The organism is Rhodococcus sp. BP-332, assembly GCF_019836065.1.
GTDB lineage: Bacteria > Actinomycetota > Actinomycetes > Mycobacteriales > Mycobacteriaceae > Rhodococcoides.
Genome location: NZ_JABUEC010000004.1, coordinates 327,630 through 354,590 on the forward strand (window position 1 = coordinate 327,630; position 26,961 = coordinate 354,590).

Consider the following 26,961-nt stretch of genomic DNA (forward strand, 5'->3'; position numbering starts at 1 on the left):
GTTCACGCTTCCGCACGCGGACGGGCCCGTGGTGATGGGCGTCGTCAACGTCACGGCCGACTCGTTCTCGGACGGCGGCCGCTACCTCGACGTCGACGCCGCGGTGCGTCACGGCCTCGAACTGCACGCCGCGGGTGTCGACATCGTCGATGTGGGGGGCGAGTCGACACGTCCGGGAGCCGACCGCGTCGACCCGTCCGTCGAGGCGGAGCGCGTCGCACCGGTGATCGCGGAGCTGGTCGCCCACGGCGTGTGCGTCAGCGTCGACACGATGAGGGCATCCGTGGCGACTGCGGCGATCGGTGCGGGCGTGTCCATCGTCAACGACGTCTCCGGTGGCCGCGCCGATCCCGACATGGCGGGTGTCGTCGCCGATGCCGGTGTCGCCTGGGTGCTCATGCACTGGCGTTCCACCGTCGACTGGACCCACCGACCCGGTGCCGCCGAGGAGCACGACTACGGCGACATCGTCGAGGACGTGCGCAGCGGACTGCTCCGTCAGGTCGACGCGGCCGTCGCCGCCGGGGTGGACAGTTCCCGCATCGTCCTCGATCCGGGGCTCGGCTTCGCCAAGAACGCGGAGCACAACTGGGCGTTGCTCCGCCGACTCGATCGTCTCGTCGACACGGGCATTCCCGTGCTGGTGGGTGCGTCCCGCAAACGATTCCTCGGCACTCTGCTCGCCCGCGACGGGCAGCCTCGCCCTCCGCACGGCCGCGACGCTGCGACGGCCGCGATCTCGGTGCTGTCCGCCGTGGCGGGTGCCTGGGGGGTGCGCGTCCACGACGCCGTCGGCACTCTCGACGCTCTCGCCGTGCACCGGCAGTGGCACGGCCCGACCGAACCGAAAGGCACGACATGACCGATCGCATCGAGCTGCGCGGATTGACCGTGCGTGGCAATCACGGTGTCTTCGACCACGAGAAGCGCGATGGGCAGGACTTCCTCGTCGACCTCGTCGTCCACATGGATCTCGCCCCGGCCGCGGCATCGGACGATCTGACGAAGACGGCGCACTACGGCGAGTTGGCCGAGGCCGCCGCCGCGGTCGTCGCGGGGCCGAGTCGCGATCTCATCGAGACGGTCGCGAGCGAGATCGCCGACGGTGTCCTGACGGATCCGCGCGTGGAACGCGTCGAGGTCACCCTGCACAAGCCGTCGGCTCCGATCCCCCTGACCTTCACGGACGTGGCCGTCGTAGTGACCCGATCGAGGTCTGCGTGACCCGCGCGGTGCTCTCGATCGGGAGCAACATCGGGGACAGCGAACAGCAGTTGCGGGCCGTGGTCGAGGGTCTCGGTGACGCCGTCGTCGCAGTGTCGACCGTGTTCGCCACCGCCCCGTGGGGCGGCATCGACCAGCAGGACTTCCTCAACGCCGTCGTGATCGTGGACGACGAGAACACCGACTGCCGGGGCTGGTTGCGACGGGGACAGCAGTTGGAGACGGCCGCTCACCGCGAGCGGGTGCAGCGCTGGGGACCGCGGACCGTCGACGTGGACATCGTCGTGTGCGACGACGTCGTCAGCGACGACCCCGAGCTGATTCTTCCGCACCCACTGGCGCACGAGCGCGCCTTCGTCCTCGCACCGTGGCTGGACGCCGATCCCGACGCCGTGCTGCGTGGCCGATCGGTGCGCGACCTGCTGGCCGAGCTGCCGGAGTTCGAACGTGCCGGTGTGCGTCGCACCGAGACACGGCTGTGGGACCCGGTGCGCTGCGGGCGGGCCGGCGGTGACTCCACGTGAGCCCGACGCGCGTGCGCGACCTCGTCGCGCTCGCGGCGTTCGCCGTGGTGGCCACCTGGATCCTCGCGTCCTCGTTCTACGGGTCTGTTCCGCCGATCTCGACGTTCGCCGGAGCGTCGCTGTATCCGGTGGCGGTCGTCCTCGTGGTCGTGGGTCTGCTGGTGCGGTCCCGATTGCGCACCCGGAGGATCGGCCCCGGGCCCGGCCAGCTGCATCCGATCACGGTCGCGCGCGCCGTCGCGCTGGCGAAGGCCGCGGCCCTCGTCGGTGCAGCGGCGGCGGGAGTGTGGGCCGGTCTGCTGATCCATCTGCTGCCCCTGCGGTCCTCGGTGCGCGCGGCGTCGGAGGACACGCCGGGAGCGCTGATCGGCCTCGTCGCCGGGATTGTCGCCGTGGCCGCTGCCCTGTGGCTCGAGCACTGCTGCCGGACACCGGACGACGGAGCCGACGAGCCCGCCCACTGACCCGATCGCGGCCGTCCTCGGACACCCCGTCCGTGCATGGTGAAGTGCGACAGCCGCCCGAGCCGTTACCCTGGGATTCATGACGGACACCGGCAGGAGCAAGGCGAACCGTCGCACGAAACGCGGCGGCAACCACACGGCTCTCGCCGGTCTGGTTCTGCTGGGCGTGGTGGCCAGCGTTCTGATGATCCTCAGCGACAGCGTTCCGCTGCTGCGCGTGGGCATCGTGGCAGCGCTGTGGGCCGCCGTTCTCGGCGCGTTCGCGATGACGAAGTACCGCCGCGACGCCGCGGTGGATCAGATGAAGGCGCGCGATCTGCAGACCGTCTACGAGCTCCAGCTGGAGCGGGAGATTGCCGCGCGCCGCGAGTACGAGCTCGGCGTCGAGTCGCGGGTGCGCGCCGAGATCGGTGCCGACGGAGACGAGATGCGTGCTCTCCGAGCCGAACTCGCGTCGCTGCGCCGCAGCCTCGAGATGCTGTTCGACGGCGAGTTGCCGGACGACCGCGCTGCCATCGCCGGCGAGGCGATGCGGATGCGGGAGCTCGCCGAGCGCTCCTACAGCGGCTACGAGCCGGCGCCGTCCGGTCTGTACGTTCCCGGATCGCGCACCCGCCCGCCGAGCTTCGCCCCCGATCCGACCTACTCCCGGCCCGGCTTTGCCACTCCCTTCGACGACCCGGTCACGGCGGAGACGTCGGTCATCGGCGGCGAGTTCGATCACGACGGCACCTTCCATCCGGCACCCGCACCGCAGTCGCCGCGCACCCCCGAGTGGAACCCGTCGAGTCACCGCGCCGACAGCATTCCCGTCGCCCCCGAGCCGGAACCCCTGCCCGAGCCGGAACCCGAGCCCGAGCCGGAACCGCTGCCGGAACCCGAACCCGAGCCCGAACCCCTGCCGGAGCCCGCGCCGCTCCCCGAACCCGAGCCGCAGCCCGAACCAGATCCGCTGCCGACCCTGGACGTCGAGCCCGAACCCGAGCCGGAAGAGCCCGAGCTTCCGGAACCCGCGCCCGTCGCACCCGTGCAGTCGGGCGGTCGACGACGCGCTGCGGATCCGGACGACGAGTCCGACGCACCGGTCGACGCAGGGTCGGGAGCACATTCGAGTGGGCGCTCCGTCGCGGACATCCTCGCGGGGATGGGCACCGCGGACGCGTCGACAGGATCGGGTCGCCGGCGCCGCCGTGCCGAGTAGACACCGCGCCGAGTGAGAGCTTCGCCGAGTGAGATCTGCGCCGCGGGTGTGACCGGCGTCGCATGGCGGTCGGTCGACGCCGGACACTAGTGTGGGCGTCGATGAGTCCGGTACCCGCCGAGCGGGACTGGAACTGTATCCCCGAGAGGACCCTTCTTGTCCCCCGATCGAGTCACGTCCGACCCCGCCCCGGCGCGCCTGTCCGTCGGTGTCGTGTCCGCAGGCCGAGTCGGTACCGCGCTGGGTGAGGCGCTCGAACGCGTCGGCCACGTCGTGTTCGGCTGCGCCGCCGTCTCCGACGCGTCCCGGCGCCGCGCCGAGACCCGCCTCCCCGACGCGGAGATCATGCCGGCCACGGACGTGGCGCGGCGCAGTGAACTGCTGATCCTGGCGGTGCCGGATCAGGAACTGGACGCGCTGGTCCGCGGGTTGGCGCGCACCGATGCGGTGTCGCCCGGAACTCTCGTGCTGCACACGTCCGGCGCCAACGGTGTCGGCATCCTCGCGCCGCTGGCGGGCCGAGGAGTGGTGACGATGGCCGTGCACCCCGCGATGACCTTCAGCGGCAAACCCGAGGACACCGACCGTCTGGCGACCGCGTGCTTCGGCATCACGGCGGCCGACGAGATCGGCCTCGCGATCGCGCAGGGACTGGTGCTCGAGATCGGCGGCGAGCCCGTGGGTGTGCCCGAGGAGGCGCGCACGCTGTACCACGCCGCGCTCGCCCACGGGTCGAACCACCTGGTCACTCTGGTCGTCGACGCCCTCGACGCGCTGCGGGACGCGTTGGCCCACGAGGAACTTCCCGGCCAGCAGCCGGTGGAACAGCGTCCCGGTGGTGTGGCGGAGCGGGTTCTGGCGCCACTGCTGTCGGCGGCGTTGGACAACGTGCTGCGCAGCGGACAGGGCGCGTTGACCGGTCCGGTGGCGCGCGGCGACGGGGCGACGGTGTCCAGGCATCTCGACGCGTTGACCGATCTCGACCCGCGGATCGCCGCGGGCTATCGCGCGATGTCACTGCGTACGGCCGAGCGGACCGGCGCGGACGACACCGTGATGAACGTCCTGCGGGACAACGAATGAGGAGGCAGCCGTGAGTGCACTCGACGGCGCGTACACACCGGGTGAACTGACGGTGCATCACGCACCCGATGTCGTCCGGTCGGTCACCCGTGCCCTGCGCTCGGCGGGACGCCGAGTCGCGCTCGTGCCCACCATGGGTGCGTTGCACGCCGGTCACGTCCAGCTCGTGGAGATGGCGAAGCGGAGCGGCGCTGTCGTCGTGGTGTCGATCTTCGTCAACCCGCTGCAGTTCGGGGCGGGGGAGGATCTCGACGCGTACCCGCGCACCCTCGACGCCGACCTGGACGTGCTGCGCGCAGCCGGGGTGGAACTGGCCTTCGTCCCGAGTGTGCAGGACATGTACCCGCACGGTCCGCGGACGACGGTGCACCCCGGTCCGCTCGGTGCCGAACTCGAAGGCGCCTCGCGGCCCGGCCATTTCGCCGGGATGCTGACGGTGGTCGCGAAGCTGCTCGGCATCGTCGCACCCACCACGGCCTACTTCGGGGAGAAGGACTACCAGCAGCTGGTCCTCATCGACCAGATGGTGCGCGACCTGAACATCGACGTCGAGATCCGCGGCGTCCCCATCGTTCGCGAGTCCGACGGTCTCGCCCTGTCCTCGCGCAACCGGTACCTCGACGAGCACCAGCGGTCCCTCGCGGTGGCCTTGTCGGCAGCGCTGATCGCCGGCACCCATGCTGCCGAGGGTGGTTCGGATGCCGTTCTGGCGGCGGCGCAGTCGGTGCTCGACACGGTGCCGGAGGTGGACGTCGACTACCTCGAGGTACGCGGAGCCGATCTCCGTGACGCACCCGAGGAGGGAGACGGCCGGTTGCTGGTCGCCGCCCGCGTGGGCACCACGCGCCTGCTCGACAACGTGGGCGTCGCTCTCGGTACCGGATTCCAGGGTCGCGATCCGGAATCCGCAGCCGGACAACGCCACCTCGGCCACTCCTGACTCCACTCCGACCGACCTGCCCGCAACTCCGCCCGGCTCCAGACAGGTAAGGACCCACCATGCTCCGCACGATGATGACCTCGAAGATCCACCGCGCCACCGTGACCCACGCCGATCTGCACTACGTGGGGTCGGTGACCATCGATCAGGACCTGCTCGACGCCGCCGCGCTGCTCGAGGGTGAGCAGGTGACCATCGTGGACATCGACAACGGTGCTCGGCTCGAGACCTACGTCATCGCGGGGCAGCGTGGTTCGGGAGTGGTCGGGATCAACGGCGCCGCAGCGCATCTGGTGCATCCGGGTGATCTGGTGATCATCATCGCCTACGGCATTCTCGATCCGGCCGAGGTCGCCGAGTACGCGCCGAACGTGGTGTTCGTCGACGCCGACAACCGCCCCGTCCAGGTGGGCACCGATCCGGCGGACAGCCCGGCCGGATCCGGACTGATCTCGCCGCGCACACTCACCGCGGACACGCGTGACACGGTCTCGGTCTGATGCTGCTCACCGTCGACGTCCGCAACACCAACATCGTGTTGGGCGTGTTCACCGGCAGCGGTGACCACGCGCGGCTCACGCGGCAACGCCGGATGCGGACGGACGCGTCGATGACGGCGGACGAGCTCGCGTTGACCTTTCGCGGTCTCCTCGGTCCCGACGTGGAGACCATCACGGGTGTCGCGGCGCTCTCGACGGTCCCGTCGGTGCTGCGCGAGATCCGGACGATGCTGGGGCGGTACTGGTCGCACGTTCCCCACGTGGTCGTCGAGCCCGGCGTGCGCACGGGAGTGCCTCTGCTGGTGGACAATCCGAAGGAGGTGGGCGCCGACCGCATCGTCAACAGCCTCGCGGCCCACCACCTGTACGACGCGCCGTGCATCATCGTCGACTTCGGGACGTCCACGTGTGTCGACGTCGTGTCGGCCAAGGGGGAGTTCCTGGGCGGATCGATCGCACCCGGACTCGAGATCTCCATGGACGCGCTCGCGTCCCGCTCCGCGGCGCTGCGCAAGGTCGAACTGGTCCGGCCCCGAGGCGTTCTCGGCAAGAACACCGTCGAGGCCATGCAGTCGGGTGCGATCTTCGGCTTCGCCGGTCTCGTCGACGGCATCGTCGACCGGGTGTGCCGCGAGGTGCCCGGCTTCGACGGCGACGACGTCGTCGTGGTGGCCACCGGCGACACGGCGTCGCTCGTCATGGACGACTCCTCGTCGATCGATCGCATCGAGCCGGACCTCACGTTGGCGGGACTGCGGCTGGTCTACGAGCGCAATCAGGCCCGTCGCCGCTGATCGAGGCCACGACGGTCGAGGTGGCGCGCTGCCGAACTGTGTGCCACACTTTCGGGGTGACTGATCGCACGGGTGCTCGGGAGTGTTGTCGGGGCTGACGCCTGCCCTGACTGTCATCACACCTCCCTGGAGTCCTGTCGTGCTCTCGCTCTCTGCTGTCGCCCCCACCTCTCTGCGTCCCGCCGATCTGCTGCGCCTCACCGATCAAGGTGCGGCGGACGTGCTCGACGGTCGCCATGATGCGCTCCTCCCGCCCGGTGGAGTGTTCCCAGCCGGTGAACGGTGGTGTGCCCGTCTGCATTCGGACGATCTGGTCGACCTGTGGCTCATCAGCTGGGTGCCGGACAAGTCCACCGAACTGCACGACCACGCCGGATCGCTCGGCGCGCTGACCGTCCTGAGCGGCTCGCTCAGCGAATACCGTTGGAACGGTGAGGGTCTGCATCACCGCCGCCTGGACGCGGGTGATCAGGCGTCCTTCCCGCTGGGGTGGGTCCACGACGTCACCCACGCACCGGCCCCGACATCGGACCCGGTGACCGTGAGCGGTCCGACACTGAGCGTGCACGCGTACTCGCCGCCGCTGACGGCCATGTCCTACTACGAGATCGGCGAGCGCGGTGCTCTGCGCCGCACCCGGTCCGTCCTGACCGACCTGCCCGAGGGAGACGCGTGATGACGACTCGACCCACCACCCGATCGAGCATCGACGACATGCTCGAGCGCGCACGGTCCACGTACCGCCGCACGGACGTCTCCGAGCTGGCCGATGCCGTCGCCCGCGGCGCGGTGCTCGTCGACATCCGCCCCCAGGCACAGCGCGCGCTGGAGGGGACCATGCCGGGGGCACTGGCCGTCGAGCGCAACGTCCTCGAGTGGCGGTGCGACCCCACGAGCAGCGCACGCCTGGCCATCGCGGTGGATCACGACGTCGAGTGGATCGTGCTGTGCTCCGAGGGCTACACCTCCTCGCTGGCCGCCGCGGCGCTGCAGGAACTGGGGCTCACGCGAGCGTCCGACGTCATCGGTGGGTACCGCGCCATCGTCGACGCCGGGCTCACCGGCGTCGTGGGGAGCGCACGGCACTGCCTGCGCGAAGGGCGCACTCTCGTCGCGCACTGACCTCTCTATAGGCTGGGCAGTCGTGACCGAGACACCACGAGCAGACACCGACCCCGCCGCCGTTCCCACCGACGACACCCCGGAACAGGTGCGCATCCGCCGCGAGAAGCGCGCCCGGCTGCTGGAGTCCGGGCGCGAGGCGTATCCGGTGTCGGTCGCGAGGACGCACTCGCTGGCCGAGGTCCGGGCTGCGCATCCCGCGCTCGAGCCGGACACACACACCGGCGAGCAGGTGGGGGTGGCCGGTCGCGTCATCTTCCTGCGCAACACCGGCAAACTCTGCTTCGCGACGCTGCAGGACGGGGACGGCACGCAGCTCCAGGCCATGATCTCCCTCGCCGGTGTCGGCGAGGACGCGCTGGCGCTGTGGAAGTCGGACGTCGATCTCGGCGACATGATCTTCGTGCACGGCGAGGTGATCAGCTCCCGACGCGGCGAGCTGAGCGTCATGGCGGACGAGTGGCAGATGGCGTCCAAGTCGCTGCGGCCCCTGCCCGTCGCCCACAAGGAGATGAACGAGGAGTCCCGCGTCCGCCAGCGGTACGTCGACCTCATCGTGCGTCCCGAGGCGCGGGAGAACGCCCGCCGCCGCGTCGCCGCGCTGCGCGCACTGCGTGACGGGCTCGAGCGCCGCGGATTCCTGGAGATCGAGACCCCGATGCTCCAGACGCTGCACGGTGGCGCCGCGGCCCGACCGTTCACGACGCACTCGAACGCGCTCGACATCGACCTGTTCCTCCGCATCGCTCCCGAACTGTTCCTCAAGCGGGCGGTCGTGGGCGGCATCGACCGGGTCTTCGAGATCAACCGCAACTTCCGCAACGAGGGCATCGACTCCACGCACTCCCCGGAGTTCGCGATGCTCGAGACGTACGAGGCCTACGGCACGTACGACGACTCCGCGGTGATGACGCGCGAGCTCGTGCAGGAAGTCGTCCAGGCCGTGTACGGGTCGCTCCAGGTCACCCTCGCGGACGGTTCCGCGTACGACTTCGCGGGCGAGTGGACCACCATCGAGATGTACCCGTCGTTGTCGGCCGCCGTCGGCATCGAGGTGACACCGGAGACGAGCCCGGACGACCTGCGTGCGCTGGCCGATCGGGTGGGTCTCGCCGTGCCGACGGACAAGGGGTGGGGCCACGGCAAGCTGGTCGAGGAGCTGTGGGAGCACAGCTGCGGGGACCAGCTCCACACTCCGACGTTCGTCCGCAACTTCCCCGTGGAGACGTCGCCCCTGGTCCGGGCCCATCGCAGCATCCCCGGTGTGGTGGAGAAGTGGGACCTCTACGTGCGGGGCTTCGAGCTCGCCACCGGCTACTCGGAGCTCGTCGATCCCGTCGTGCAGCGCGAGCGCTTCGTCGATCAGGCCCGGCTGGCGTCGGCCGGCGACGACGAGGCCATGGTCCTCGACGAGGACTTCCTCACCGCCATGGAGTACGCGATGCCGCCCACAACGGGTACGGGAATGGGCATCGACCGCCTTCTGATGGCGCTCACAGGGCTGGGTATTCGCGAGACCATCCTCTTTCCATTGGTGCGTCCCGACCGCGGCTGACGCCCGAATGGAACATTCCACTCGGTACGCTGCTAAGCCTCGGTAATGCGCGCTATTATCGATCCTGCTCGGCGAAAAGTGTCGCTGTGTTCGGAGGGGGGAATGCGTCGAATGGTCAAGAAGGTGACGGTCACGCTGGTCGACGACGTCGACAACGTACCGGCTGACGAGACGGTGTCGATCGGGTTGGACGGCACGTGGTTCGAGTTGGATCTGTCCAACTCGAACGCCGATGAGCTGCGGAAAGTCATGGATCAGTGGATCCAGCACGCGCGGCGGGTGTCGACGCGGACGACCGGGGGAGGGTCGGCCGCGAGCTCGTCCGGGGGCACGCGGACACGCGGAGCGGCCGATCGGGCGCGCAGTGCTGCAATACGGGAATGGGCGCGCACGCAAGGTTTCGAGATCAGCGCGCGGGGCCGCATATCGTCCGAGATCGTGCGGGCCTGGGAACTTTCTTCGTGATTCTGTCCTGTCTGTCGGAGTCATTGTCATTCGATTGAATGACAATGACTCCAATGGATGGGCGGAATGTCCGTCACGTCTCATCACGCCGACCCATTGCCGTGGGTGCCGATCAGGAGTAGGCCGTTCGCTGCGGGCGAAGGCGGGAACGGTGAATCCGCTGTCGCTCGTGGTAACGAATCTCCGGTGCAGTGCGTTGTGACTGCATACAAGGGTGCCGGTGTCGTCCCGATGGACGCGCCGAGGGCGTGGGAGCCACCGTTCGCCGTCGGATGAACTTCCCCGGCGGAGCGGCACTCGAAGGTCACGGCAACTAGAGTGAGAGTCGGGCTCGAGGTTCGGACTAGAGGGTCCGACGCCTGCCCCGTCATCAGTGTGAGGGAGAGCGATGTTCGAGAGGTTCACCGACCGCGCACGGCGCGTCGTCGTCCTGGCCCAAGAAGAGGCCCGGATGCTCAACCACAACTACATCGGCACGGAGCACATCCTGCTGGGTCTCATCCACGAGGGTGAAGGCGTGGCGGCGAAGTCTCTGGAGTCGCTCGGGATCTCCCTCGAAGGTGTACGCAGCCAGGTCGAGGAGATCATCGGCCAGGGCCAGCAGGCACCGTCCGGGCACATCCCGTTCACTCCGCGTGCCAAGAAGGTCCTCGAGCTCAGCCTGCGTGAGGCGCTGCAGCTCGGACACAACTACATCGGCACGGAGCACATCCTGCTCGGCCTCATCCGTGAGGGCGAGGGTGTGGCTGCGCAGGTGCTGGTCAAGCTCGGCGCCGATCTCAATCGCGTGCGCCAGCAGGTCATCCAGCTCCTGTCCGGATACCAGGGCAAGGAGCCCAGCGAGTCCGGCAGCAGCCGCGGCGAGGCGGGCACACCGTCCACGTCGCTGGTGCTCGACCAGTTCGGCCGCAACCTCACGCAGGCCGCACTCGAGGGCAAGCTCGACCCGGTCATCGGACGCGCGAAGGAGATCGAGCGCGTCATGCAGGTGCTGAGCCGCCGTACCAAGAACAACCCGGTGCTCATCGGTGAGCCCGGCGTCGGCAAGACCGCCGTCGTCGAAGGTCTCGCGCAGGCGATCGTCAACGGCGAGGTTCCCGAGACGCTCAAGGACAAGCAGCTCTACACGCTGGACCTGGGCTCGCTCGTCGCCGGCAGCCGGTACCGCGGTGACTTCGAGGAGCGCCTGAAGAAGGTGCTCAAGGAGATCAACACCCGCGGCGACATCATCCTGTTCATCGACGAGCTGCACACGCTCGTCGGCGCGGGTGCCGCCGAGGGCGCGATCGACGCGGCCTCCATCCTGAAGCCGAAGCTCGCTCGTGGTGAGCTCCAGACCATCGGTGCCACCACGCTCGACGAGTACCGCAAGTACATCGAGAAGGACGCGGCACTCGAGCGTCGCTTCCAGCCGGTGCAGGTCGGCGAGCCGTCGGTCGATCACACGATCGAGATCCTCAAGGGTCTGCGTGACCGGTACGAGGCGCATCACCGCGTCTCGATCACCGACAGTGCACTCGTGGCGGCCGCGACCCTGGCCGACCGGTACATCAACGACCGCTTCCTGCCGGACAAGGCGATCGACCTCATCGACGAGGCGGGCGCGCGTATGCGCATCCGTCGGATGACCGCGCCGCCGGACCTGCGCGACTTCGACGACAAGATCGCCGATGCTCGTCGGGAGAAGGAGTCCGCGATCGACGCGCAGGACTTCGAGAAGGCCGCCAACCTGCGCGACAAGGAGAAGCAGCTCGTCGCGCAGCGCGCCGAGCGCGAGAAGCAGTGGCGTAGCGGAGACCTCGACGTCATCGCCGAGGTGGACGACAACGAGATCGCCGAGGTCCTGGGCAACTGGACCGGCATCCCCGTGTTCAAGCTGACCGAGGAGGAGACCACTCGTCTCCTGCGCATGGAGGACGAACTCCACAAGCGCATCATCGGGCAGGTCGAGGCGGTCAAGGCGGTCTCGAAGGCCATCCGCCGTACCCGCGCAGGACTGAAGGACCCGAAGCGTCCGTCCGGCTCGTTCATCTTCGCCGGCCCGTCCGGTGTGGGTAAGACGGAGCTGTCGAAGGCTCTGGCGAACTTCCTGTTCGGCGAGGACGACGCGCTCATCCAGATCGACATGGGCGAGTTCCACGACCGGTTCACCGCATCGCGTCTGTTCGGTGCGCCCCCCGGATACGTGGGCTACGAAGAGGGTGGCCAGCTCACCGAGAAGGTGCGCCGCAAGCCGTTCTCCGTGGTGCTGTTCGACGAGATCGAGAAGGCTCACCAGGAGATCTACAACACGCTCCTGCAGGTGCTCGAGGACGGCCGTCTCACCGACGGTCAGGGTCGTACGGTCGACTTCAAGAACACCGTGCTGATCTTCACCTCGAACCTCGGTACGTCGGACATCTCCAAGGCAGTCGGGCTGGGCTTCTCCTCGGGTGAGGGCAGTGGCTCCAACTACGAGCGCATGAAGCTCAAGGTGCACGACGAGCTGAAGAAGCACTTCCGCCCCGAGTTCCTGAACCGCATCGACGACATCGTCGTCTTCCACCAGCTCACCAAGGACGAGATCATCCAGATGGTCGATCTCATGCTGGCGCGAGTGGAGGTTGCGCTCAAGAACAAGGACATGGCCATCGAGGTCACGGACAAGGGCAAGGCGCTCCTGGCGAAGCGTGGATTCGACCCGGTGTTGGGTGCGCGTCCGCTGCGTCGCACCATCCAGCGCGAGATCGAGGACCAGCTGTCCGAGAAGATCCTGTTCGGCGAGATCGAGCCGGGTCAGATCGTGCTGGTCGACGTCGACAACTGGGACGGCGAAGGACAGGGCGAGGACGCAGTCTTCACCTTCCGCGGCGAGAAGAAGCCGATCAGCCTTCCCGACGAGTTGACCGTCGACCTGGCGAAGTCGGGCGAGAGCTCCGAGTAGTACGTACGCACGGCAACGGGCGGGACCCTCACGGGTCTCGCCCGTTCTGCGTTCGTGGTGTCTCTCGCGATGAGTTCGGCCGCACCGCCCGGTCTGTACCGGTATGGCTCCTGCAACCGTGAACTCGATGCTCCTGTCCAGCCCCGATCCCGAAGCGCTCGCCCGGTGGTACGGGGAGGTGTTCGAGGCGCCGCCGATGTCGATGGGCCCGTACACCGTGATCGACCTCGACGGCTTCTTCGTCATGTTCGACAAGCGTGACGACGTGACGGGCCCGAATCGAGAGGGTGCGCGCGTCGTCCTGAACGTGGAACCGGACGACCCGGAGGCGGTCGCCGGTCGAATCGACGCGCTCGGCGGCGAGTGGGTGAGTCCCCTCGAGAGCCGCGACGGGGACCTGTTCGCCACCGCGAAGGATCCCGACGGCAACTGGATCCAGCTGGTCCGTCTGCGGGACGAGATGGAAGCGCAGATGGGCGCTCCGACGACGCCGTTCTCCGGCATCGCGGTCCGAGACATGGAGGACACCACGCGCTTCTACCGCAATGTCCTGGGCATGCGCGTACTGCCGTCCGAGATGGGTACTTCCTGGATTCGCATCGACCGACGCACCAGCATGCTCGCCTACCCCAAGCCGGATCACGTACCGGCCACGCACACCGTGCTGAACATCCCGACGCGTGACATCGACGCCACGGTCGCCGACCTCACAGCGCGAGGTGTCGAGTTCGTCCGATACGACGGGGCACCGCAGGACGACAAGGGTGTCATGCGGGGGAACGGCCCGGACATCGCGTGGTTCACCGACCCGTCCGGCAACGTCCTTGCGGTGATCGCCGTCGACCCGAGCGTCTGACCTGGCATCGGTTCGAAGTCGACAGCCGCTGGATACTCTGAACGAGTCAAGAGTTCCCCAGCGACAAGGATGGCTGATGCCTACTCGTACAGCACGGACAGCATGGAACGGTTCACTCGAGGAAGGCTCGGGACAGGTCGAGCTCTCCAGCTCGAAGGTCGGCACGTACGACGTGTCGTTCCCCAAGCGTGCGGCGGACGACGCGGGCGGCACCACCAGCCCCGAGGAGCTCATCGCCGCAGCGCACTCGTCCTGCTATGCCATGCAGCTCTCGGCCGTCATCGCCGAGGCCGGTGGCACTCCGCAGAGCCTCGACGTCACCGCAGAGGTGTCGCTCGGACCGGACGAGGTCGGCTTCAAGCTGACCGGCATCACGATCACGGTGCGCGGTGAGGTCGACGGTCTGGACGCCGACGGCTTCGCGAAGGCAGCGCAGAACGCCAAGGAGACCTGCCCGGTGAGCAAGGCCCTGACGGGCGTCGAGATCACGCTCGACGCCGCTCTCGAGAGCTAACGCAACAGCTCGAACGTCCCCTGGACGACGGCGAACGCGTAGGCGTTGTCCAGGGGGCCGATCGCCTCGTCGGACTGCAGTTGGGTGGCCACCACCCAGTCCTGTCCCCGAGCGTCGGTCAAGAGCCAGGACCCCGCCACGTCGCCCGCGGCGTTGCCGTTCTTGTAGCCCACGTACGGCCAGCGAGCGGGATCGACCTCGGCGCCGGGGTTCAGCGCGAGGACCTGGCGCACGACGTCGCTCTGCGGACCCGTGGTCAACGCCGCGTACGCGCGGCAGATGTCGTTCGCGCTGCCGAACCACTCGACTCCGTCCGGCGTACCGGGCCTCGTCGCGATGCCCTGGTAGTCGAGGTCGGCGGTCACCGGATCGACGGGTTCGCTGTCGATGGTGCGATTCTCGATACCGGCCAGGATGTCGCGGCGGGTCTGCGTGTCGGCGTCGCGCCACTGCGCCCGCAGGTCCGGCCGTCCCCACCCGAGCACGAAGAACTCGCGTGTCGTCGGAAAGGGCGTCAGCGCCGCAGGATTCGCGGCGCCCATGATGGTGACCTCGGACTCGACCGCGTCCCGTCCGATGCGATCCATCAGCAGATCGGTGGCCGTGTTGTCGCTGATCGCGATCATCGCGTCGGTCGCCTCGCGCACCGTCACCGGTGTTCCCTCGGGAGCGAACTGCAACTGTCCCGACGGGGCCGACTTGCGTGCGTCGGTCACGGTCAACTGCTCGTCCCACGACAGCGTCCCGTTGTCGACGGCCCGCGCGACCGCGCCGAGCACGTACAGCTTCGCGACGGAGGCGAGCGGCAGGGAGTCGTCCGCGTTCAGGCTGTGGACGGGAGTACAGGTGCCGTCGGTGACGCGGGAGGCGACGTAGGACGTGCGGGCACCGAGAGCGGTGAGCGCGGCGTCCGACGAGGCGAAGGAGTCGACGCCCTCGGTGTCGGGCAGAGCCTGGATCCCGGACAGCAGGCCGTCCTCGGTGGCGCGCAGTCGTAGCGTCACGGGCGCGTTCCGGCCGGTGCTCAGTTGCACGGTGGACTCGAGGCCGTCCTCGGTCCGTTCGCCCACGGTGAGGGGGCCACTCGCCAGGATCTGCGCGACGGGACCGAGCAGCCCGCCGACCTGAGCCAGTGCCTGCGCCAGCTCGGGCGCCGCGAAGGAGTCGATCGCGGCCGGGTCGAGCGTGGTGGGGTCCGGCGTCGTGATCCAACCGAGGACGGTGTCGGTGACCGCCGTGATCGGCGCGCCGGCGGCCGGGGCAGCGGTCGTGTCGGCGGGTTCCGTCGTGGATCCGTCGCCGCGCGCGGCTCCCGACTCGAGCAGCGGATCGACGCCTGCGGAGCATCCGGCGAGCGTGAGAGTCGCGGTGACGGCAGCGGCCAGAATGGCGTACCTGCGTGACGTGGGCATGTGTCGCCGACCTCGTTCCCGCTCGAACTGCTGTGGCTCGAACTGCCGTGAAGAACCGACCTTACCTACAGTCATGTCCGGGTTTACTGGTCGGCCGGTCCGTCTCGACGGGCCGGAACGTCCAGGACGACGTCGAACTCCAGCAACGAGGCACCCGAGGCGACCGGCTTCGCCCGCTCACCGGAATGGGCCTCGCGAGCCGGTCCACCCGACCAGGCCTGGAACGACTCCTCGTCCTCCCACTGCGTGACGACGAAGTAGCGGCTCTCGCCCTTGACCGGGCGGAGCAGCTGGAAACCGAGGAAACCGGGTGAGCCGTCGACCGATCCGGCGCGGGCGGCGAAGCGCTTCTCGAGTTCGGGGCCGGCGCCCTCGGGCACCTCGATGGCGTTGATCTTGACCACTGGCATGGACCCGAGGCTACCTGCGACGGTTACGGTCGAGCGATGCTGGACGACCAGGGCGGCTCCGGAGTGCCCCTCGTGCTGCTGCACGGCCTGATGGGCGGCCCGGACACGTGGCGGCGGCAGGTGCCCTGGTTGCGGGAGCACGGCCACGTCCTCGCCGCCCGGGCGGCGGGACACGGGCGTGCTGCTCCGGCGACCCTCACCACGGAGGCGTTCGTCGACGAGCTGCGCGAGGCGCTGGCGCCGTTCGAGTCCGTGATCCTGATCGGTCACTCCATGGGCGCGCTCCACGCGTGGTGCCTCGCGGCGCGCGAACCGGATCGGGTGCGCGGGATCGTCGTCGAGGACATGGCTCCCGACTTCCTCGGTCGCACCTCCGACGGGTGGGCCGCCGTCATCCGTGCGTGGCCCCAGCCGTTCCCCGACGAGGCCGCGGTTCTGGCGTACTTCGGTGACGTCGCGGGGCAGTACTTCCTCGACTCCTTCGAGCGGACGCCGGACGGGCTGCACCTGCACGGAGACGTGGACACGTTCGCGGCGATCTCGGACGAATGGGGACGACGCGACTTCTGGGACGAGTGGCGAGCAGTGCGTGCTCCCGCGCTGCTGCTCGAGGCGGAGCACACGGTCACTCCAGCGGGTCAGATGGCGAGAATGGCTGCACTGCATCACGACTCGACGTACGAGGTGGTCGCCGGCGCCGGGCATCTGGTGCACGACGATCGGCCGGGGGAGTACCGGCGCGCTGTCGAGTCGTTCCTACGAGCCCTCCCCGGCGAGCGCGAAGGCGCCGGCGGACGTCTGCTCGACGAGCCCGTCGACCAGTAGCGAGTTCAGGGCACGGTCACGTTGGCCGGGATCGGTCGTCCACACCAGATCGAGCTCGGACTTCTCCACCGGACCCATCGTGGAGCGCAGTACGTCCATCAGTTTTCCGCGCACCTGCCGATCGGTTCCGGCGAACTTCTGCACCTTCCTCGGCGGTCCGTCGTGCGCCGGCCGACCGGCCTCGACCCACGCGCACGACGGGAGCGGGCAGTCCGCGCAGGCGGGATTGCGTGCGGTGCAGATGACGGCGCCGAGCTCCATCAGTGCCGCCGACAGAGTGGCCGCGGTGGCGACGTCCTCGGGTAGCAAGGCCTCGGTGTCTGCGAGATCTCGTGTGGTGCTGGGGTTTCCGGGCTCGGCGCGGCCGTGGACCGCACGGGCGACGACGCGCCGCACGTTGGTGTCGACGACGGGGACCCGCTGCCCGTAGGCGAAGCAGGCGACGGCGCGCGCGGTGTACGCCCCGACACCCGGCAGGGTCAGCAGCGTCTCGACATCCGACGGCGTCTCGTCGCCGTGGTGCTCGGCGAGGACGGCGGCGCAGTCGTGCAGGCGTGCGGCGCGACGGGGATAGCCGAGCTTGCCCCAGGCCCGCAGGACGTCGGCCCGCGACGACGCGGCCATGGCGGACGGCACCGGCCATCGCTGTACCCACTCGACCCAGATCGGAGCGACCCGCGCCACCGGAGTCTGCTGCAGCATCACCTCGCTCATCAGGATCTGCCACCCGCTGACACCGCTACGGCGCCACGGCAGATCCCTGGCCTCGCGTCGGTACCACGAGACCAGAACCTCGCTGTCCATGTCTGTGATCCTTCCCGGAAGTCGGGGCCGCCACCGGCGGGTGACTCATGTTTCGGTAACAATGAGTCCATGCCTAATTCGAGTCCCCGCTCAGCATGGAACGCACTCGTCGAGGGTAATCGCCGTTTCGTCGACGGCCGCCCGGAGCATCCCAGCCAGGGGGTGGATCACCGCGCGTCGCTCGTCGACGGTCAACACCCCACCGCGATCGTCTTCGGGTGCTCCGATTCCCGGGTGGCAGCCGAGATCATCTTCGACCAGGGCCTCGGCGACATGTTCGTCGTCCGCACGGCCGGCCAGGTCGTCGACTCGGCTGTTCTGGGTTCCCTGGAGTTCGGCGCCGAGGTCCTCGAAGCGCCGCTGATCGTCATTCTCGGCCACGACAGCTGTGGTGCCGTCAAGGCGACCATCAACGCGCTGGACGAGGGCACCGTCCCCGGTGGCTTCATCCGCGACATCGTCGAGCGGGTCACGCCGTCCGTCCTCAACGCCCACCGACTGGGGTACACGCGCGCCGACGACGTCGAGGCGCGCCACGTCCTCGAGACCGGGAAGCTGCTGATCGATCGGTCGTCGATCCTCGAGAAGCGCGTCGCCGCGGGAAAACTCGCCATCGTCGGCCTGACGTACAAGCTGGCCGAGGGCAAGGTGGAGTTCCAGGGCGCGCTGGGCGACATCGGACACGTCGAGATGGGGTCGACCGACCGCACCGATGCGAGTGATCTGCTCACCTCGTCAGCGACGGCGAGCGACACGCCGTAGTAGGTGCCGCTCGGTCACCGCGTCGGCACATACGGTTGACCTGTGCTCGAGCCGAACGGACCCTTGCCTCCCGAGATCTACTGGCGACGCCGCGCGCTCGCGATCGGTGGCGCAGTGGTGGTCATCGGACTCGTGGTGTGGCTGGTGGTGTCGCTCGCCGGTGGCGGGTCGCAGGATTCCGAGTCCACCGCGGCGTCCGCCTCGCTCGCACCGTCCGCTGCCACGACGTACCGCCCCGACGCGTCCGCGACCGGAGGCTCCGCTCCGGCAGGAGGTTCCGGTGGTGGCAGCGAGGGCGGAGACGCCGCGTCCTCGTCGTCGGCGACGTCCACGTCCGCCACGACGTCCTCTGCGCCCGTCGCTCCCGGTCAGTGCGCGGATCAGTCTCTCGCCGTGAAGGCCTCGCCCGATCAGCCGTCCTACCCCGCTGGGCAGGAGCCGGCGTTCACCGTCGTCGTCACCAACATCGGAACCTCGGCGTGCGAGCGCGATCTGGGTTCGGGTCTGCAGCAGGTGCTGGTCTACACGCTGGAGGGGCAGCGACTCTGGTCGAACGTCGACTGCTTCCCCACCACGACTCCCGACATCCGCACGCTGCAGCCCGGTGAGCAGGCGCCGTTCGCCGTGAAGTGGTCCGCGACCACCTCCGAGCCCGGGTGCGCGGCGCCGCGGAACCCGGTGGGCCCCGGCGGATACAGCGTGGTCGGCCAGCTCGGCCAGCTGCGCAGCGCGCCGGAGACGTTCAACATCACGTAGCGCACGTCCGTTCCGCCTCAGCGAGGTCGGTTCCCGCGGCAGTTCCGCGTTCCGGCAGGTGCTGCAGTCGCAGCGCGAACACGAAACCCCTCCGGGAAGACCGGCCGACTAATCGAACGGGAAGGCCGGAGGCCGGCCGATCAGTCGAACGGGAAGGCCGGAGGCCGGCCGATCAATCGAACGGGAAGGCCGGAGGCCGGCCGATCAATCGAAGGGCCCCGAGATGCTGGCCTCGGCCATGCGGGACAGGCCTTCTCTGATGTGCCGGGCCCACAGCCCACCGATGCCCTCGACGGACTGCAGGTCGGCTGCGGTGGCGGCCAGCAGTGTCTGCAGGGTGCCGAAGTGCCCGACCAGTCGGTGGATCTGCGTGAACTGCAGCCGCGGAACGCGGGTGAGCAACCGGTACCCGCGGGGACTCATCGGTGCGTCGAGCGCCTCGATGGTGCCGGGGTAGCCGAAGGCACGAGCGATGACCGTGAGGTCGAGCAGGTCGACGTCGGTGAGCCGGTCGAGTGCCGCGAGGGAGCGTTCGACGGCCGCGGTGGTGGGTGTGTCGTTGCCGGCGAGGTAGTCGCGGACGACGAGTTGGCGCGCAGAGTCGTTGTCGCCCACCAGTTCTTCGAGCTGCAGGGCGAGCTGGCGCCCGTCGATACCGAGCTCGAGAACGTTCTGTTCGATCTCGACGGACACACGCCGGACCATCTCGAGGCGCTGCGCGACGGTGAGCGCGTCGCGCAACGTCACCGAGTCCTCGATCTCCGTGACGGACAGTTGGCGGCTGACCTCGTCGAGGCGCGCCTTGTACCGCTCGAGGGTGGCCACGGCCTGGTTGGCGCGGGACAGGATGGTCGCGGAACCCTCGATGACGTGCCGGGTTCCGCCGACGTAGACGCTGAGGATGCTCATCGACTGGCTGACGGACACCACGGGGTAGCCGGTGTGGATCGCGGTGCGCTCGGCGGCGCGGTGGCGGGTACCGGACTCGACCGTGGGGATGGTGTGGTCGGGGACGAGCTGCACGTTGGCGCGGACGATGCGCGAACCGTCGGTGGACAACACGACGGCGCCGTCCATCTTGGACAGTTCGCGGAGCCGGGTGGGGGCGAACTCGACATCGAGGTCGAAGCCGCCGTCGCAGATGCTCTCGACCTGTTCGTCGTACCCGAGGACGATCAGTCCGCCGGTGCGGCCACGCAGGATGCGCTCGAGACCGTCGCGCAATGTGGTGCCCGGGGCGAGGTCGGCGATGGCGTCACGCAGGGACGAGTGGGGTACCGGGAAGCCGAGGGAGATGTCCGGAGTCGTCACGGTGTCGGTCACTGGTCCCCCTCCCACGTCGTTCCCGGTTGCCGGTGGTGCAGAGTCAGGGTACCGGTACTCACCGCACCGGCGTTCCGTCCGCGGGTCGAGTGGTCTACTTCCGTCGTCGCTCGAAGGCTCCCTGCATCGCGCCGGCGACGTCGGTGACCCGGACGACCCGCATGCCCGGTGGATCTCCGGCCGTGTCGTCCTTCACGCCGCGGCGCTGGTCGGACGGGACGATCGCGGAGGTGAACCCCAGCCGCGCGGCCTCGGCGAGGCGCCGGTCGACGCCGACCACGCGCCGGACCTCTCCGGCCAGCCCCACCTCGCCGAGTACCACCATTCCCGGGGGCAGGGCGGTGTCACGGGCCGCGGAGGCGACCGCGAGTGCCAACGCGAGATCGACGACGGGCTCGGTGGTCCGCAGACCGCCGATGGTGGCGGCGTAGACCTCCCGGCTGCTGAGCTGCACGCCGCAGCGACGTTCGAGGACCGCGAGGATCATCGACACCCGGGAGGCGTCGAGACCGCTGACGGCCCGGCGAGGCGTGGGCATGTGCGACGGCGCGACGAGTGCCTGGACCTCCGCGAGCAGGGCCCTCTTGCCGTCCATCGTGACGGTGACGGCGGTGCCGGGGACCGAGTCGGCGCGGTGGTGCAGGAACAGGCCGGACGGATCGCTGACGCCGTGGATGCCGCCCTCGCGGAGTTCGAAGCAGCCCACCTCGTCGGCGGCGCCGAAGCGGTTCTTGACGCCGCGGACCATGCGCAGGGTGGAGTGCTTGTCGCCCTCGAAGTGCAGGACGACGTCGACGAGGTGCTCGAGCGAGCGCGGCCCGGCGACCGCGCCGTCCTTCGTGACGTGGCCGACGAGGATGACGGCCGTGCCGCTGCCCTTGGCGAGGGACGTCAGCGCCGAGGTGATGGCACGGACCTGGGTGACGCCGCCGATGACGCCGTCCACGTCGGACGCCTGCATGGTCTGCACGGAGTCGACGACGACGAGAGTGGGCGCGACCTGGTCGACGTGGCCGAAGATGGTGGCCAGGTCGTTCTCTGCGGCGAGGAACACGCGCTCGTGCACGGCGCCTGTCCGGTCGGCGCGCAGACGCACCTGCCCCGCCGACTCCTCACCCGTGACGTAGAGCGCGATGTCCTGCGGGCTGCGCTCGGCCCACTGCTTGACCACCTCGAGCAGGAGGGTGGACTTGCCGACGCCCGGTTCACCCGCGAGCAGCACCACCGAGCCGGGCACGATGCCGCCGCCGAGCACGCGGTCGAGCTCGTCGACCCCGGTGGGACGGGCGATGGAGGACGTGCTGGAGACCTGTGTGAGCGGAAGTGCCGGCGACGTCGGGATCATCGACGCGCCGCCCGCCCGAACGGCGCTCGCACCCGGGCGGGACGACACGGAGGCGAGGAGGGTGACCTCGTCCATCGAGCCCCACGTCTCGCACTCGGGGCAGCGGCCGACCCACTTGGCCACGGTGTGCTGACAGGCCGAACAGCGATAACTGGTACGAGTCTTGGCCACTCGCGAAGACTAGAGGTGTCTACCGACAGGAATGCTCGGCCGGCGGGGGACTGTCAGCCGTTGGCCTCGTCGTCGAGGCGCGGGGTGACGGGGCCCGGATCGACGGGCACGCTGACGGTGACGTCGCCGGCCTGCTGGAACGTGAAGGTGACCGGGACGGTGAGTCCGGGGCGCACGTTCTCGGAGAGGTCCTCCATCACGGCGGTGATGGACTGCGACCCCTCGGGGGCGGTGGGGTCCTGGTCCGCGGGCACTCCGGACGCGACGGACGCCTGCGCCGGGATCTCGATGGAGGTGCCACCGGTGGCACCGGTGACGACGACCTCGGCGGCACCCTCGGTCTCGATGCCGGTGATGCGGTCCGGTGTGGTCTCGCTGGTGTTGATCGCCGTGAAGATCAGCTCCGCGCGGCCACCGGGCTCGAGCACGAACTCGTCGGAGGAGGGGTAGGCGACGTGCACGTTGCGCAGGGAGACGGTGCCCTGGTCCGCGCCGTTACCGTTGACCGCGGCGACCTGCGTCGCCGTCTGGGAGATCTGCCCGGCGCTGCACGCGGAGAGGCTGATCACCGTGCCGAGAGCGAGCGCGACGCCGGTCGCGACTCGGGCCGGCCGGATCCGGGCGGTAGATGCGGTCACTGGTCGTCCTCCACTGGTCGTCATCGAGAGTTGTGCCGACGGGCGGCCACCACCACGCAGCGTAGTAGTTCGCCGTCCGGACGTGTGGATCGGGTGACGCCAGTCGGTGCCGGAGCGGGCCGAACAGCCTGCTCGATACATGTATCCCGCCCCCTGTCAAGAGCGTCCCCACCAGCCCTGTGCCCCTGACCTGCACCGTTGGAACGACCCCGGATCGGAGGCGTGTTAAACTGGCCATATCGAAAGGGGCACCGAACACATGATTTTCAAGGTCGGAGACACCGTCGTTTACCCGCACCACGGAGCGGCGCTGATCGAAAATATCGAGACACGCACCATCAAGGGCGAGGCCAAGGAATACCTCGTTCTCAAGGTAGCCCAGGGTGATCTCACCGTTCGAGTTCCTGCCGACAACGCCGAGTACGTGGGTGTCCGGGACGTCGTCGGCCAGGAGGGTCTGGACAAGGTGTTCCAGGTCCTCCGCGCGCCGCACACCGAGGAGCCCACCAACTGGTCGCGCCGGTACAAGGCCAACCTGGAGAAGCTCGCGTCGGGTGACGTGAACAAGGTGGCCGAGGTCGTGCGCGATCTGTGGCGTCGTGAGCAGGACCGCGGCCTGTCCGCTGGTGAGAAGCGCATGCTGGCGAAGGCACGTCAGATCCTGGTCGGCGAGCTCGCACTCGCCGAGGGAACCGACGAGGTCAGGGCGGACTCCATGCTGGACGAGGTTCTGGCCGCGGCGTCCTGACGCGCGTGTGACGGACGTCGTCGCGCTCGTTCCGGCAGCCGGATCGGGCGTACGCCTCGGGGAGAACATGCCCAAGGCGTTCGTGGAACTCGCGGGACGCACTCTGCTCGAGTGGGCGCTGGACGGCCTGTCGGCCTCCGGCGCCCTTTCTCGTGTCGTGGTGGTGGTCCCGAACATTCTGCAGGACACGACCTCTCGTCTGGTCGAGTCCTGCGTCCTGCCGGTGGACGTCGTCGTCGGCGGAGCCGAGCGCACCGATTCGGTGCGGGCCGGCCTGGCCGTGGCCGGTGCGGCGGACATCGTGCTCGTGCACGACGCCGCACGCTGCCTGACGCCGCCGAGCCTGATCACCCGCGTCGTCGAGGCGGTCGGCGCCGGCGCGTCGGCCGTGGTGCCGGTGCTGCCCGTCGTCGACACGATGAAGTCCGTCGATGCCGCCGGTGTGGTCACCGGAACGGTCGACCGGGCCACGCTGCGCTCGGTGCAGACGCCGCAGGGATTCGACGGGGTGACCCTGAGGCGTGCCTACGATTCCTTTCCCGATACGGCCACCGACGACGCCGGCCTGGTCGAACGTCTGGGAGTCGACGTGCACACGGTCGTCGGCGACGCCGAGGCCTTCAAGATCACCACCCCGATGGATCTGGTCCTGGCTCGCGCACTCGTCGCCCGCCGGACACAGTCGTGAGAGGGAGACCATGCGCGTAGGGATCGGTTCCGACGTCCACCCCGTCGAGGTGGGGCGTGAGTGCTGGATCGCCGGACTGTTGTTCGATGACGCCGACGGCTGTGCCGGGCATTCCGACGGCGACGTCGCGGCGCACGCACTCTGCGACGCGCTGCTGTCCGCGGCCGGTCTGGGAGATCTGGGCTCGGTGTTCGGCACGGGTCGCCCCGAATGGGACGGCGTCAGCGGCGCCACCATGCTCATGCACGTCCGCGAACTGCTCGCGCAGCACTCGATGCGCGTGGGCAACGCCGCGGTCCAGGTCATCGGCAATCATCCGCGCGTCGGCCCACGTCGGGTGGAGGCGCAGACACTGCTCACGAACATCCTGGGGGCGCCCGTCTCCGTCTCGGCCACCACGACCGACGGGCTCGGCCTGACCGGCCGCGGCGAGGGTGTGGCCGCGATCGCCACCGCTCTCGTGCTGGAGAGTGCGGTCCCGGACGACGCTCGCGTGGTACAGGGCGAGTCGAATCCCCGGTAGGATCGGCCGTCGTGACCCTGCGCTTCTACGACACCGCGACCAGGGCCGTGCGTGAGTTCACTCCGCTGGCCCCCGGACACGCCTCGGTGTATCTGTGCGGGGCCACGGTCCAGGGGCATCCCCACATCGGTCACGTGCGCAGCGGCGTCGCGTTCGACGTCCTTCGGCGGTGGCTGACGGCCGCCGGCTACGACGTCGCCTTCGTCCGCAACGTCACCGACATCGACGACAAGATCCTGAACAAGGCCGCCGACGCCGGCCGTCCGTGGTGGGAGTGGGCGGCGACGTACGAGCGCTCCTTCACCGCGGCTTACGACGCCCTCGGTGTGCTTCCCCCGTCGGCCGAACCGCGCGCCACGGGTCACATCACGCAGATGGTCGAGCTGATCGGTCGGTTGATCGACGCGGGTCACGCGTACGCGGCCGCCGGCGACGTCTACTTCGACGTGCGGAGCTGGGGCGAGTACGGCGCTCTGTCCGGGCACAGGCTCGACGACGTCCACCAGGGTGAGAGCGTCGGTGCGGGCAAGCGCGATCCGCGCGACTTCACGCTGTGGAAGACGGCCAAGCCCGGCGAGCCGTCGTGGCCCACCCCGTGGGGACCCGGCCGCCCCGGGTGGCACATCGAGTGCTCCGCGATGGCGGAGACCTACCTCGGGTCCGCGTTCGACATCCATTGCGGTGGACTGGATCTGGTGTTCCCGCACCACGAGAACGAGCTGGCCCAGTCCCGCGCAGCGGGAGACGGTTTCGCGCAGTACTGGCTGCACAACGGCTGGGTCACCATGAGCGGCGAGAAGATGTCGAAGTCGCTCGGCAACGTCGTCTCCATCCCGACGATGCTCGAGACCGTGCGTCCGCAGGAACTGCGCTACTACCTCGGCAGCGCGCACTACCGGTCGATGCTCGAGTACTCCGCCGAGGCACTGCAGGAAGCGGCATCGGCGTACCGGAGCATCGAGGCGTTCGTGACGAAGACTGCGGAGCGCGCGGGCGAGGTGCCGATCGGTACCTGGACGCCCGCGTTCGCCGAGGCGCTCGACGACGATCTCTCGGTGCCCAAGGCGCTCGCCGAGATCCACGGACTCCGCCGCGAGGGCAACAGTGCGTTGGCCGCGGGGGAGCTGGACGAGGCCGTCGAGGCCGCGTCGTCCGTCCGCGCCATGACGTCGATCCTCGGCGTGGATCCCCTCGATCCGCACTGGGCGTCCGGCTCCGCCGACGCGTCGGCGGAGCGGGCGGCGCTCGATCTGCTCATCGCGGACGACCTCGAGCTGCGCAGCGCCGCCAAGGCAGGCAAGGACTGGCCGACGGCCGACCGTATTCGTGACCGCCTCGCCCGCGCGGGCGTGGAGGTCACCGACACCCCGAACGGCCCGGAATGGTCGATCGCACAGCCGGAAGGCACGGAGAAGTAATGGCAGGCAATTCGAGTCGACGCGGAGCGGTGCGCAAGACCGGCACCAAGAAGGGCCAGACCGTCGGGTCCGGCGGCAAGCGCAGCAAGGGCCTCGAGGGCCGCGGAGCGACCCCGCCGGCGGCCGAGCGCACCAAGCACGCCCGGCGCGCACGGCCGACCAGCCGGGACGCGTCCGGTTCGGGTCGCGGCCGTCCGCCGGTCCGCAAGACCGAGGACGGTCCGGAGAACGTGCTGGGCCGCAACCCGGTGCTGGAGTGCCTGCGCGCGGGAGTGCCGGCGACGGCGCTGTACGTCGCGTCGGGCACCGAGGCCGACGATCGGCTGAAGGAGAGCGTCCAGATCGCCGCGGACAAGGGCATCTCGATCCTGGAGGTCTCCCGCACCGATCTCGATCGGATGAGTGCCAACGGCATGCACCAGGGCATCGCGCTCCAGGTGCCGCCGTACCGGTACGCCCACCCCGACGATCTCCTCTCGCAGGCGCGCCAGCGTCAGGAGCCGCCGCTGCTGGTCGCTCTCGACAACATCACCGACCCCCGCAACCTCGGTGCCGTCGTCCGGTCGGTCGCAGCATTCGGTGGACACGGCGTGGTCATCCCGCAGCGACGCAGCGCGAGTGTCACGGCCGTCGCGTGGCGCACCAGTGCCGGCGCGGCAGCGCGTCTCCCCGTCGCCCGTGCGACCAATCTGACTCGGACGCTGAAGGATTGGGCCGACAAGGGTGTCATGGTCGTCGGTCTCGACGCCGACGGCGATACCTCGCTGGACGACTTCGACGGCACCGGGCCGATCGTGGTGGTCGTCGGGTCCGAGGGCAAGGGTCTGTCCCGCCTCGTCCGCGACAACTGCGACAGCATCCTGTCGATCCCCATGGCCGGTCCGGTGGAGTCGCTCAACGCGTCCGTCGCAGCGGGTGTCGTGCTCGCGGGCATCGCGCGGCAGCGCCGGGGCTGAACCCGGCTCAGTGGACG

30 protein-coding genes are annotated in these 26,961 nt (G+C 69.3%); 24 read left to right on the plus strand and 6 right to left on the minus strand.

Annotated elements, in window-relative coordinates; translation table 11 throughout:
• Positions 1 to 34 precede the first annotated feature (34 nt).
• The 16 genes from folP (at position 35) to HQ314_RS16895 (ending at position 14,165) form a co-directional block, all read left to right on the plus strand.
• On the plus strand, positions 35 to 862 hold the full coding sequence (folP, locus tag HQ314_RS16820) for a dihydropteroate synthase (protein WP_222650824.1): 828 nt from the start codon (positions 35 to 37) through the stop codon (positions 860 to 862).
• Positions 859 to 1,224, plus strand: coding sequence for a dihydroneopterin aldolase (gene folB, locus HQ314_RS16825; protein ID WP_027506471.1), 366 nt, complete (start codon positions 859 to 861; stop codon positions 1,222 to 1,224). The genes folP and folB overlap by 4 nt, the downstream gene beginning before the upstream one ends.
• On the plus strand, positions 1,221 to 1,748 hold the full coding sequence (gene folK, locus HQ314_RS16830; RefSeq protein ID WP_056443557.1) for a 2-amino-4-hydroxy-6-hydroxymethyldihydropteridine diphosphokinase: 528 nt from the start codon (positions 1,221 to 1,223) through the stop codon (positions 1,746 to 1,748). Before folB ends, folK begins: the two co-directional genes overlap by 4 nt.
• Positions 1,745 to 2,212 (plus strand): DUF3180 domain-containing protein, encoded by a 468-nt coding sequence (locus HQ314_RS16835; protein WP_027506469.1) that lies wholly within the window; start codon positions 1,745 to 1,747, stop codon positions 2,210 to 2,212. Before folK ends, HQ314_RS16835 begins: the two co-directional genes overlap by 4 nt.
• A 79-nt stretch (positions 2,213 to 2,291) precedes the next feature.
• Complete coding sequence (locus HQ314_RS16840; RefSeq protein ID WP_222650660.1) at positions 2,292 to 3,413, plus strand: DUF6779 domain-containing protein; 1,122 nt, start codon at positions 2,292 to 2,294, stop codon at positions 3,411 to 3,413.
• 156 nt (positions 3,414 to 3,569) lie between these two features.
• On the plus strand, positions 3,570 to 4,496 hold the full coding sequence (locus HQ314_RS16845) for a Rossmann-like and DUF2520 domain-containing protein (RefSeq protein WP_027506467.1): 927 nt from the start codon (positions 3,570 to 3,572) through the stop codon (positions 4,494 to 4,496).
• 10 nt (positions 4,497 to 4,506) lie between these two features.
• Positions 4,507 to 5,436, plus strand: coding sequence for a pantoate--beta-alanine ligase (gene panC / locus HQ314_RS16850; protein WP_027506466.1), 930 nt, complete (start codon positions 4,507 to 4,509; stop codon positions 5,434 to 5,436).
• Positions 5,437 to 5,495: 59 nt separating this feature from the next.
• The gene (gene panD / locus HQ314_RS16855; protein WP_027506465.1) at positions 5,496 to 5,936 is read left to right on the plus strand and encodes an aspartate 1-decarboxylase; all 441 of its coding nucleotides are present in this window, start codon (positions 5,496 to 5,498) and stop codon (positions 5,934 to 5,936) included.
• Positions 5,936 to 6,730 carry a type III pantothenate kinase gene (locus HQ314_RS16860; protein ID WP_027506464.1) on the plus strand — a complete coding sequence of 265 codons (795 nt, stop codon included), beginning with the start codon at positions 5,936 to 5,938 and terminating at the stop codon, positions 6,728 to 6,730. Before panD ends, HQ314_RS16860 begins: the two co-directional genes overlap by 1 nt.
• Before the next feature lie 139 nt (positions 6,731 to 6,869).
• Positions 6,870 to 7,406 carry a cysteine dioxygenase family protein gene (locus tag HQ314_RS16865; RefSeq protein ID WP_235579015.1) on the plus strand — a complete coding sequence of 179 codons (537 nt, stop codon included), beginning with the start codon at positions 6,870 to 6,872 and terminating at the stop codon, positions 7,404 to 7,406.
• Positions 7,406 to 7,852, plus strand: coding sequence for a rhodanese-like domain-containing protein (locus tag HQ314_RS16870; RefSeq protein ID WP_027506462.1), 447 nt, complete (start codon positions 7,406 to 7,408; stop codon positions 7,850 to 7,852). The genes HQ314_RS16865 and HQ314_RS16870 overlap by 1 nt, the downstream gene beginning before the upstream one ends.
• Positions 7,853 to 7,874: 22 nt before the next feature.
• Positions 7,875 to 9,407, plus strand: coding sequence for a lysine--tRNA ligase (gene lysS / locus HQ314_RS16875; RefSeq protein WP_222633173.1), 1,533 nt, complete (start codon positions 7,875 to 7,877; stop codon positions 9,405 to 9,407).
• 111 nt (positions 9,408 to 9,518) lie between these two features.
• Positions 9,519 to 9,872: an Lsr2 family protein gene (locus HQ314_RS16880; RefSeq protein WP_222633172.1), complete on the plus strand. Its 354-nt coding sequence runs from the start codon at positions 9,519 to 9,521 to the stop codon at positions 9,870 to 9,872.
• Between the two features lie 388 nt (positions 9,873 to 10,260).
• A complete protein-coding gene (locus HQ314_RS16885; protein WP_027506459.1) occupies positions 10,261 to 12,795 on the plus strand; it encodes an ATP-dependent Clp protease ATP-binding subunit in 2,535 nt (844 codons plus the stop codon).
• Between the two features lie 103 nt (positions 12,796 to 12,898).
• Complete coding sequence (locus HQ314_RS16890) at positions 12,899 to 13,651, plus strand: VOC family protein (RefSeq protein WP_222650661.1); 753 nt, start codon at positions 12,899 to 12,901, stop codon at positions 13,649 to 13,651.
• A 76-nt stretch (positions 13,652 to 13,727) separates the two neighbouring features.
• A complete protein-coding gene (locus tag HQ314_RS16895) occupies positions 13,728 to 14,165 on the plus strand; it encodes an OsmC family protein (protein ID WP_027506457.1) in 438 nt (145 codons plus the stop codon).
• On the opposite strand, the gene HQ314_RS16900 is transcribed toward HQ314_RS16895, so the two are convergent.
• Entirely contained in the window at positions 14,162 to 15,577 is a 1,416-nt protein-coding gene (locus tag HQ314_RS16900; RefSeq protein WP_222650662.1) for a serine hydrolase, read from the minus strand. The two genes, HQ314_RS16895 and HQ314_RS16900, sit on opposite strands and share 4 nt — an antisense overlap.
• An 83-nt stretch (positions 15,578 to 15,660) precedes the next feature.
• Positions 15,661 to 15,987, minus strand: a complete 327-nt coding sequence (locus tag HQ314_RS16905) for an antibiotic biosynthesis monooxygenase (protein ID WP_056443585.1) — start codon at positions 15,985 to 15,987, stop codon at positions 15,661 to 15,663.
• Between the two features lie 36 nt (positions 15,988 to 16,023).
• On the opposite strand from HQ314_RS16905, the gene HQ314_RS16910 reads away from it, so the two are divergent.
• Positions 16,024 to 16,812, plus strand: a complete 789-nt coding sequence (locus HQ314_RS16910) for an alpha/beta fold hydrolase (protein ID WP_222650663.1) — start codon at positions 16,024 to 16,026, stop codon at positions 16,810 to 16,812.
• Here HQ314_RS16910 and HQ314_RS16915 read toward each other — a convergent pair.
• A complete protein-coding gene (locus tag HQ314_RS16915) occupies positions 16,744 to 17,616 on the minus strand; it encodes an A/G-specific adenine glycosylase (protein WP_037186305.1) in 873 nt (290 codons plus the stop codon). The genes HQ314_RS16910 and HQ314_RS16915 overlap by 69 nt on opposite strands.
• A gap of 69 nt (positions 17,617 to 17,685) precedes the next feature.
• Between HQ314_RS16915 and HQ314_RS16920 the strand changes: the two genes are divergently transcribed.
• Together HQ314_RS16920 and HQ314_RS16925 are read left to right on the plus strand one after the other, a co-directional pair.
• A complete protein-coding gene (locus HQ314_RS16920) occupies positions 17,686 to 18,378 on the plus strand; it encodes a carbonic anhydrase (RefSeq protein ID WP_051613514.1) in 693 nt (230 codons plus the stop codon).
• Positions 18,379 to 18,420: 42 nt separating this feature from the next.
• Entirely contained in the window at positions 18,421 to 19,134 is a 714-nt protein-coding gene (locus HQ314_RS16925; protein ID WP_222638873.1) for a hypothetical protein, read from the plus strand.
• A gap of 204 nt (positions 19,135 to 19,338) precedes the next feature.
• On the opposite strand, the gene disA is transcribed toward HQ314_RS16925, so the two are convergent.
• The 3 genes from disA to HQ314_RS16940 form a co-directional block, all read right to left on the minus strand.
• The gene (gene disA / locus HQ314_RS16930; RefSeq protein WP_056444293.1) at positions 19,339 to 20,430 is read right to left on the minus strand and encodes a DNA integrity scanning diadenylate cyclase DisA; all 1,092 of its coding nucleotides are present in this window, start codon (positions 20,428 to 20,430) and stop codon (positions 19,339 to 19,341) included.
• 121 nt (positions 20,431 to 20,551) lie between these two features.
• Positions 20,552 to 21,973 carry a DNA repair protein RadA gene (radA, locus tag HQ314_RS16935; protein ID WP_222650664.1) on the minus strand — a complete coding sequence of 474 codons (1,422 nt, stop codon included), beginning with the start codon at positions 21,971 to 21,973 and terminating at the stop codon, positions 20,552 to 20,554.
• 53 nt (positions 21,974 to 22,026) lie between these two features.
• Positions 22,027 to 22,611 carry a hypothetical protein gene (locus HQ314_RS16940; protein ID WP_027506451.1) on the minus strand — a complete coding sequence of 195 codons (585 nt, stop codon included), beginning with the start codon at positions 22,609 to 22,611 and terminating at the stop codon, positions 22,027 to 22,029.
• A 259-nt stretch (positions 22,612 to 22,870) separates the two neighbouring features.
• Here HQ314_RS16940 and HQ314_RS16945 point away from each other — a divergent pair, with 259 nt between their 5' ends.
• Genes HQ314_RS16945 through rlmB form a run of 5 tightly spaced genes read left to right on the plus strand, consistent with a single transcriptional unit; the run spans position 22,871 to position 26,944 of the window.
• A complete protein-coding gene (locus HQ314_RS16945; protein ID WP_027506450.1) occupies positions 22,871 to 23,359 on the plus strand; it encodes a CarD family transcriptional regulator in 489 nt (162 codons plus the stop codon).
• Positions 23,360 to 23,366: 7 nt separating this feature from the next.
• Positions 23,367 to 24,047, plus strand: coding sequence for a 2-C-methyl-D-erythritol 4-phosphate cytidylyltransferase (gene ispD / locus HQ314_RS16950; RefSeq protein ID WP_222638872.1), 681 nt, complete (start codon positions 23,367 to 23,369; stop codon positions 24,045 to 24,047).
• Between the two features lie 10 nt (positions 24,048 to 24,057).
• Positions 24,058 to 24,570, plus strand: a complete 513-nt coding sequence (gene ispF, locus HQ314_RS16955) for a 2-C-methyl-D-erythritol 2,4-cyclodiphosphate synthase (RefSeq protein WP_222650665.1) — start codon at positions 24,058 to 24,060, stop codon at positions 24,568 to 24,570.
• A gap of 11 nt (positions 24,571 to 24,581) precedes the next feature.
• Positions 24,582 to 25,988, plus strand: a complete 1,407-nt coding sequence (gene cysS / locus HQ314_RS16960) for a cysteine--tRNA ligase (protein ID WP_222650666.1) — start codon at positions 24,582 to 24,584, stop codon at positions 25,986 to 25,988.
• Entirely contained in the window at positions 25,988 to 26,944 is a 957-nt protein-coding gene (rlmB, locus tag HQ314_RS16965; protein WP_027506446.1) for a 23S rRNA (guanosine(2251)-2'-O)-methyltransferase RlmB, read from the plus strand. The genes cysS and rlmB overlap by 1 nt, the downstream gene beginning before the upstream one ends.
• Positions 26,945 to 26,961: the final 17 nt, after the last annotated feature.

What these genes read in the sequence shown, in the direction of transcription:
- HQ314_RS16860 (WP_027506464.1), top strand. Translation starts at nt 5,936, where the DNA reads ATGCTGCTCACCGTCGACGTCCGCAACACCAACATCGTGTTGGGCGTG.
- HQ314_RS16945 (WP_027506450.1), top strand. Translation starts at nt 22,871, where the DNA reads ATGATTTTCAAGGTCGGAGACACCGTCGTTTACCCGCACCACGGAGCG.
- HQ314_RS16920 (WP_051613514.1), top strand. Translation starts at nt 17,686, where the DNA reads ATGCCTAATTCGAGTCCCCGCTCAGCATGGAACGCACTCGTCGAGGGT.
- HQ314_RS16880 (WP_222633172.1), top strand. Translation starts at nt 9,519, where the DNA reads ATGGTCAAGAAGGTGACGGTCACGCTGGTCGACGACGTCGACAACGTA.
- HQ314_RS16905 (WP_056443585.1), bottom strand. Translation starts at nt 15,987, where the DNA reads ATGCCAGTGGTCAAGATCAACGCCATCGAGGTGCCCGAGGGCGCCGGC.
- rlmB (WP_027506446.1), top strand. Translation starts at nt 25,988, where the DNA reads ATGGCAGGCAATTCGAGTCGACGCGGAGCGGTGCGCAAGACCGGCACC.
- panD (WP_027506465.1), top strand. Translation starts at nt 5,496, where the DNA reads ATGCTCCGCACGATGATGACCTCGAAGATCCACCGCGCCACCGTGACC.
- HQ314_RS16890 (WP_222650661.1), top strand. Translation starts at nt 12,899, where the DNA reads ATGGCTCCTGCAACCGTGAACTCGATGCTCCTGTCCAGCCCCGATCCC.
- folP (WP_222650824.1), top strand. Translation starts at nt 35, where the DNA reads ATGGGCGTCGTCAACGTCACGGCCGACTCGTTCTCGGACGGCGGCCGC.
- HQ314_RS16870 (WP_027506462.1), top strand. Translation starts at nt 7,406, where the DNA reads ATGACGACTCGACCCACCACCCGATCGAGCATCGACGACATGCTCGAG.
- HQ314_RS16840 (WP_222650660.1), top strand. Translation starts at nt 2,292, where the DNA reads ATGACGGACACCGGCAGGAGCAAGGCGAACCGTCGCACGAAACGCGGC.
- folB (WP_027506471.1), top strand. Translation starts at nt 859, where the DNA reads ATGACCGATCGCATCGAGCTGCGCGGATTGACCGTGCGTGGCAATCAC.
- HQ314_RS16895 (WP_027506457.1), top strand. Translation starts at nt 13,728, where the DNA reads ATGCCTACTCGTACAGCACGGACAGCATGGAACGGTTCACTCGAGGAA.
- HQ314_RS16885 (WP_027506459.1), top strand. Translation starts at nt 10,261, where the DNA reads ATGTTCGAGAGGTTCACCGACCGCGCACGGCGCGTCGTCGTCCTGGCC.
- HQ314_RS16915 (WP_037186305.1), bottom strand. Translation starts at nt 17,616, where the DNA reads ATGGACAGCGAGGTTCTGGTCTCGTGGTACCGACGCGAGGCCAGGGAT.
- ispF (WP_222650665.1), top strand. Translation starts at nt 24,058, where the DNA reads ATGCGCGTAGGGATCGGTTCCGACGTCCACCCCGTCGAGGTGGGGCGT.
- HQ314_RS16910 (WP_222650663.1), top strand. Translation starts at nt 16,024, where the DNA reads ATGCTGGACGACCAGGGCGGCTCCGGAGTGCCCCTCGTGCTGCTGCAC.
- HQ314_RS16900 (WP_222650662.1), bottom strand. Translation starts at nt 15,577, where the DNA reads ATGCCCACGTCACGCAGGTACGCCATTCTGGCCGCTGCCGTCACCGCG.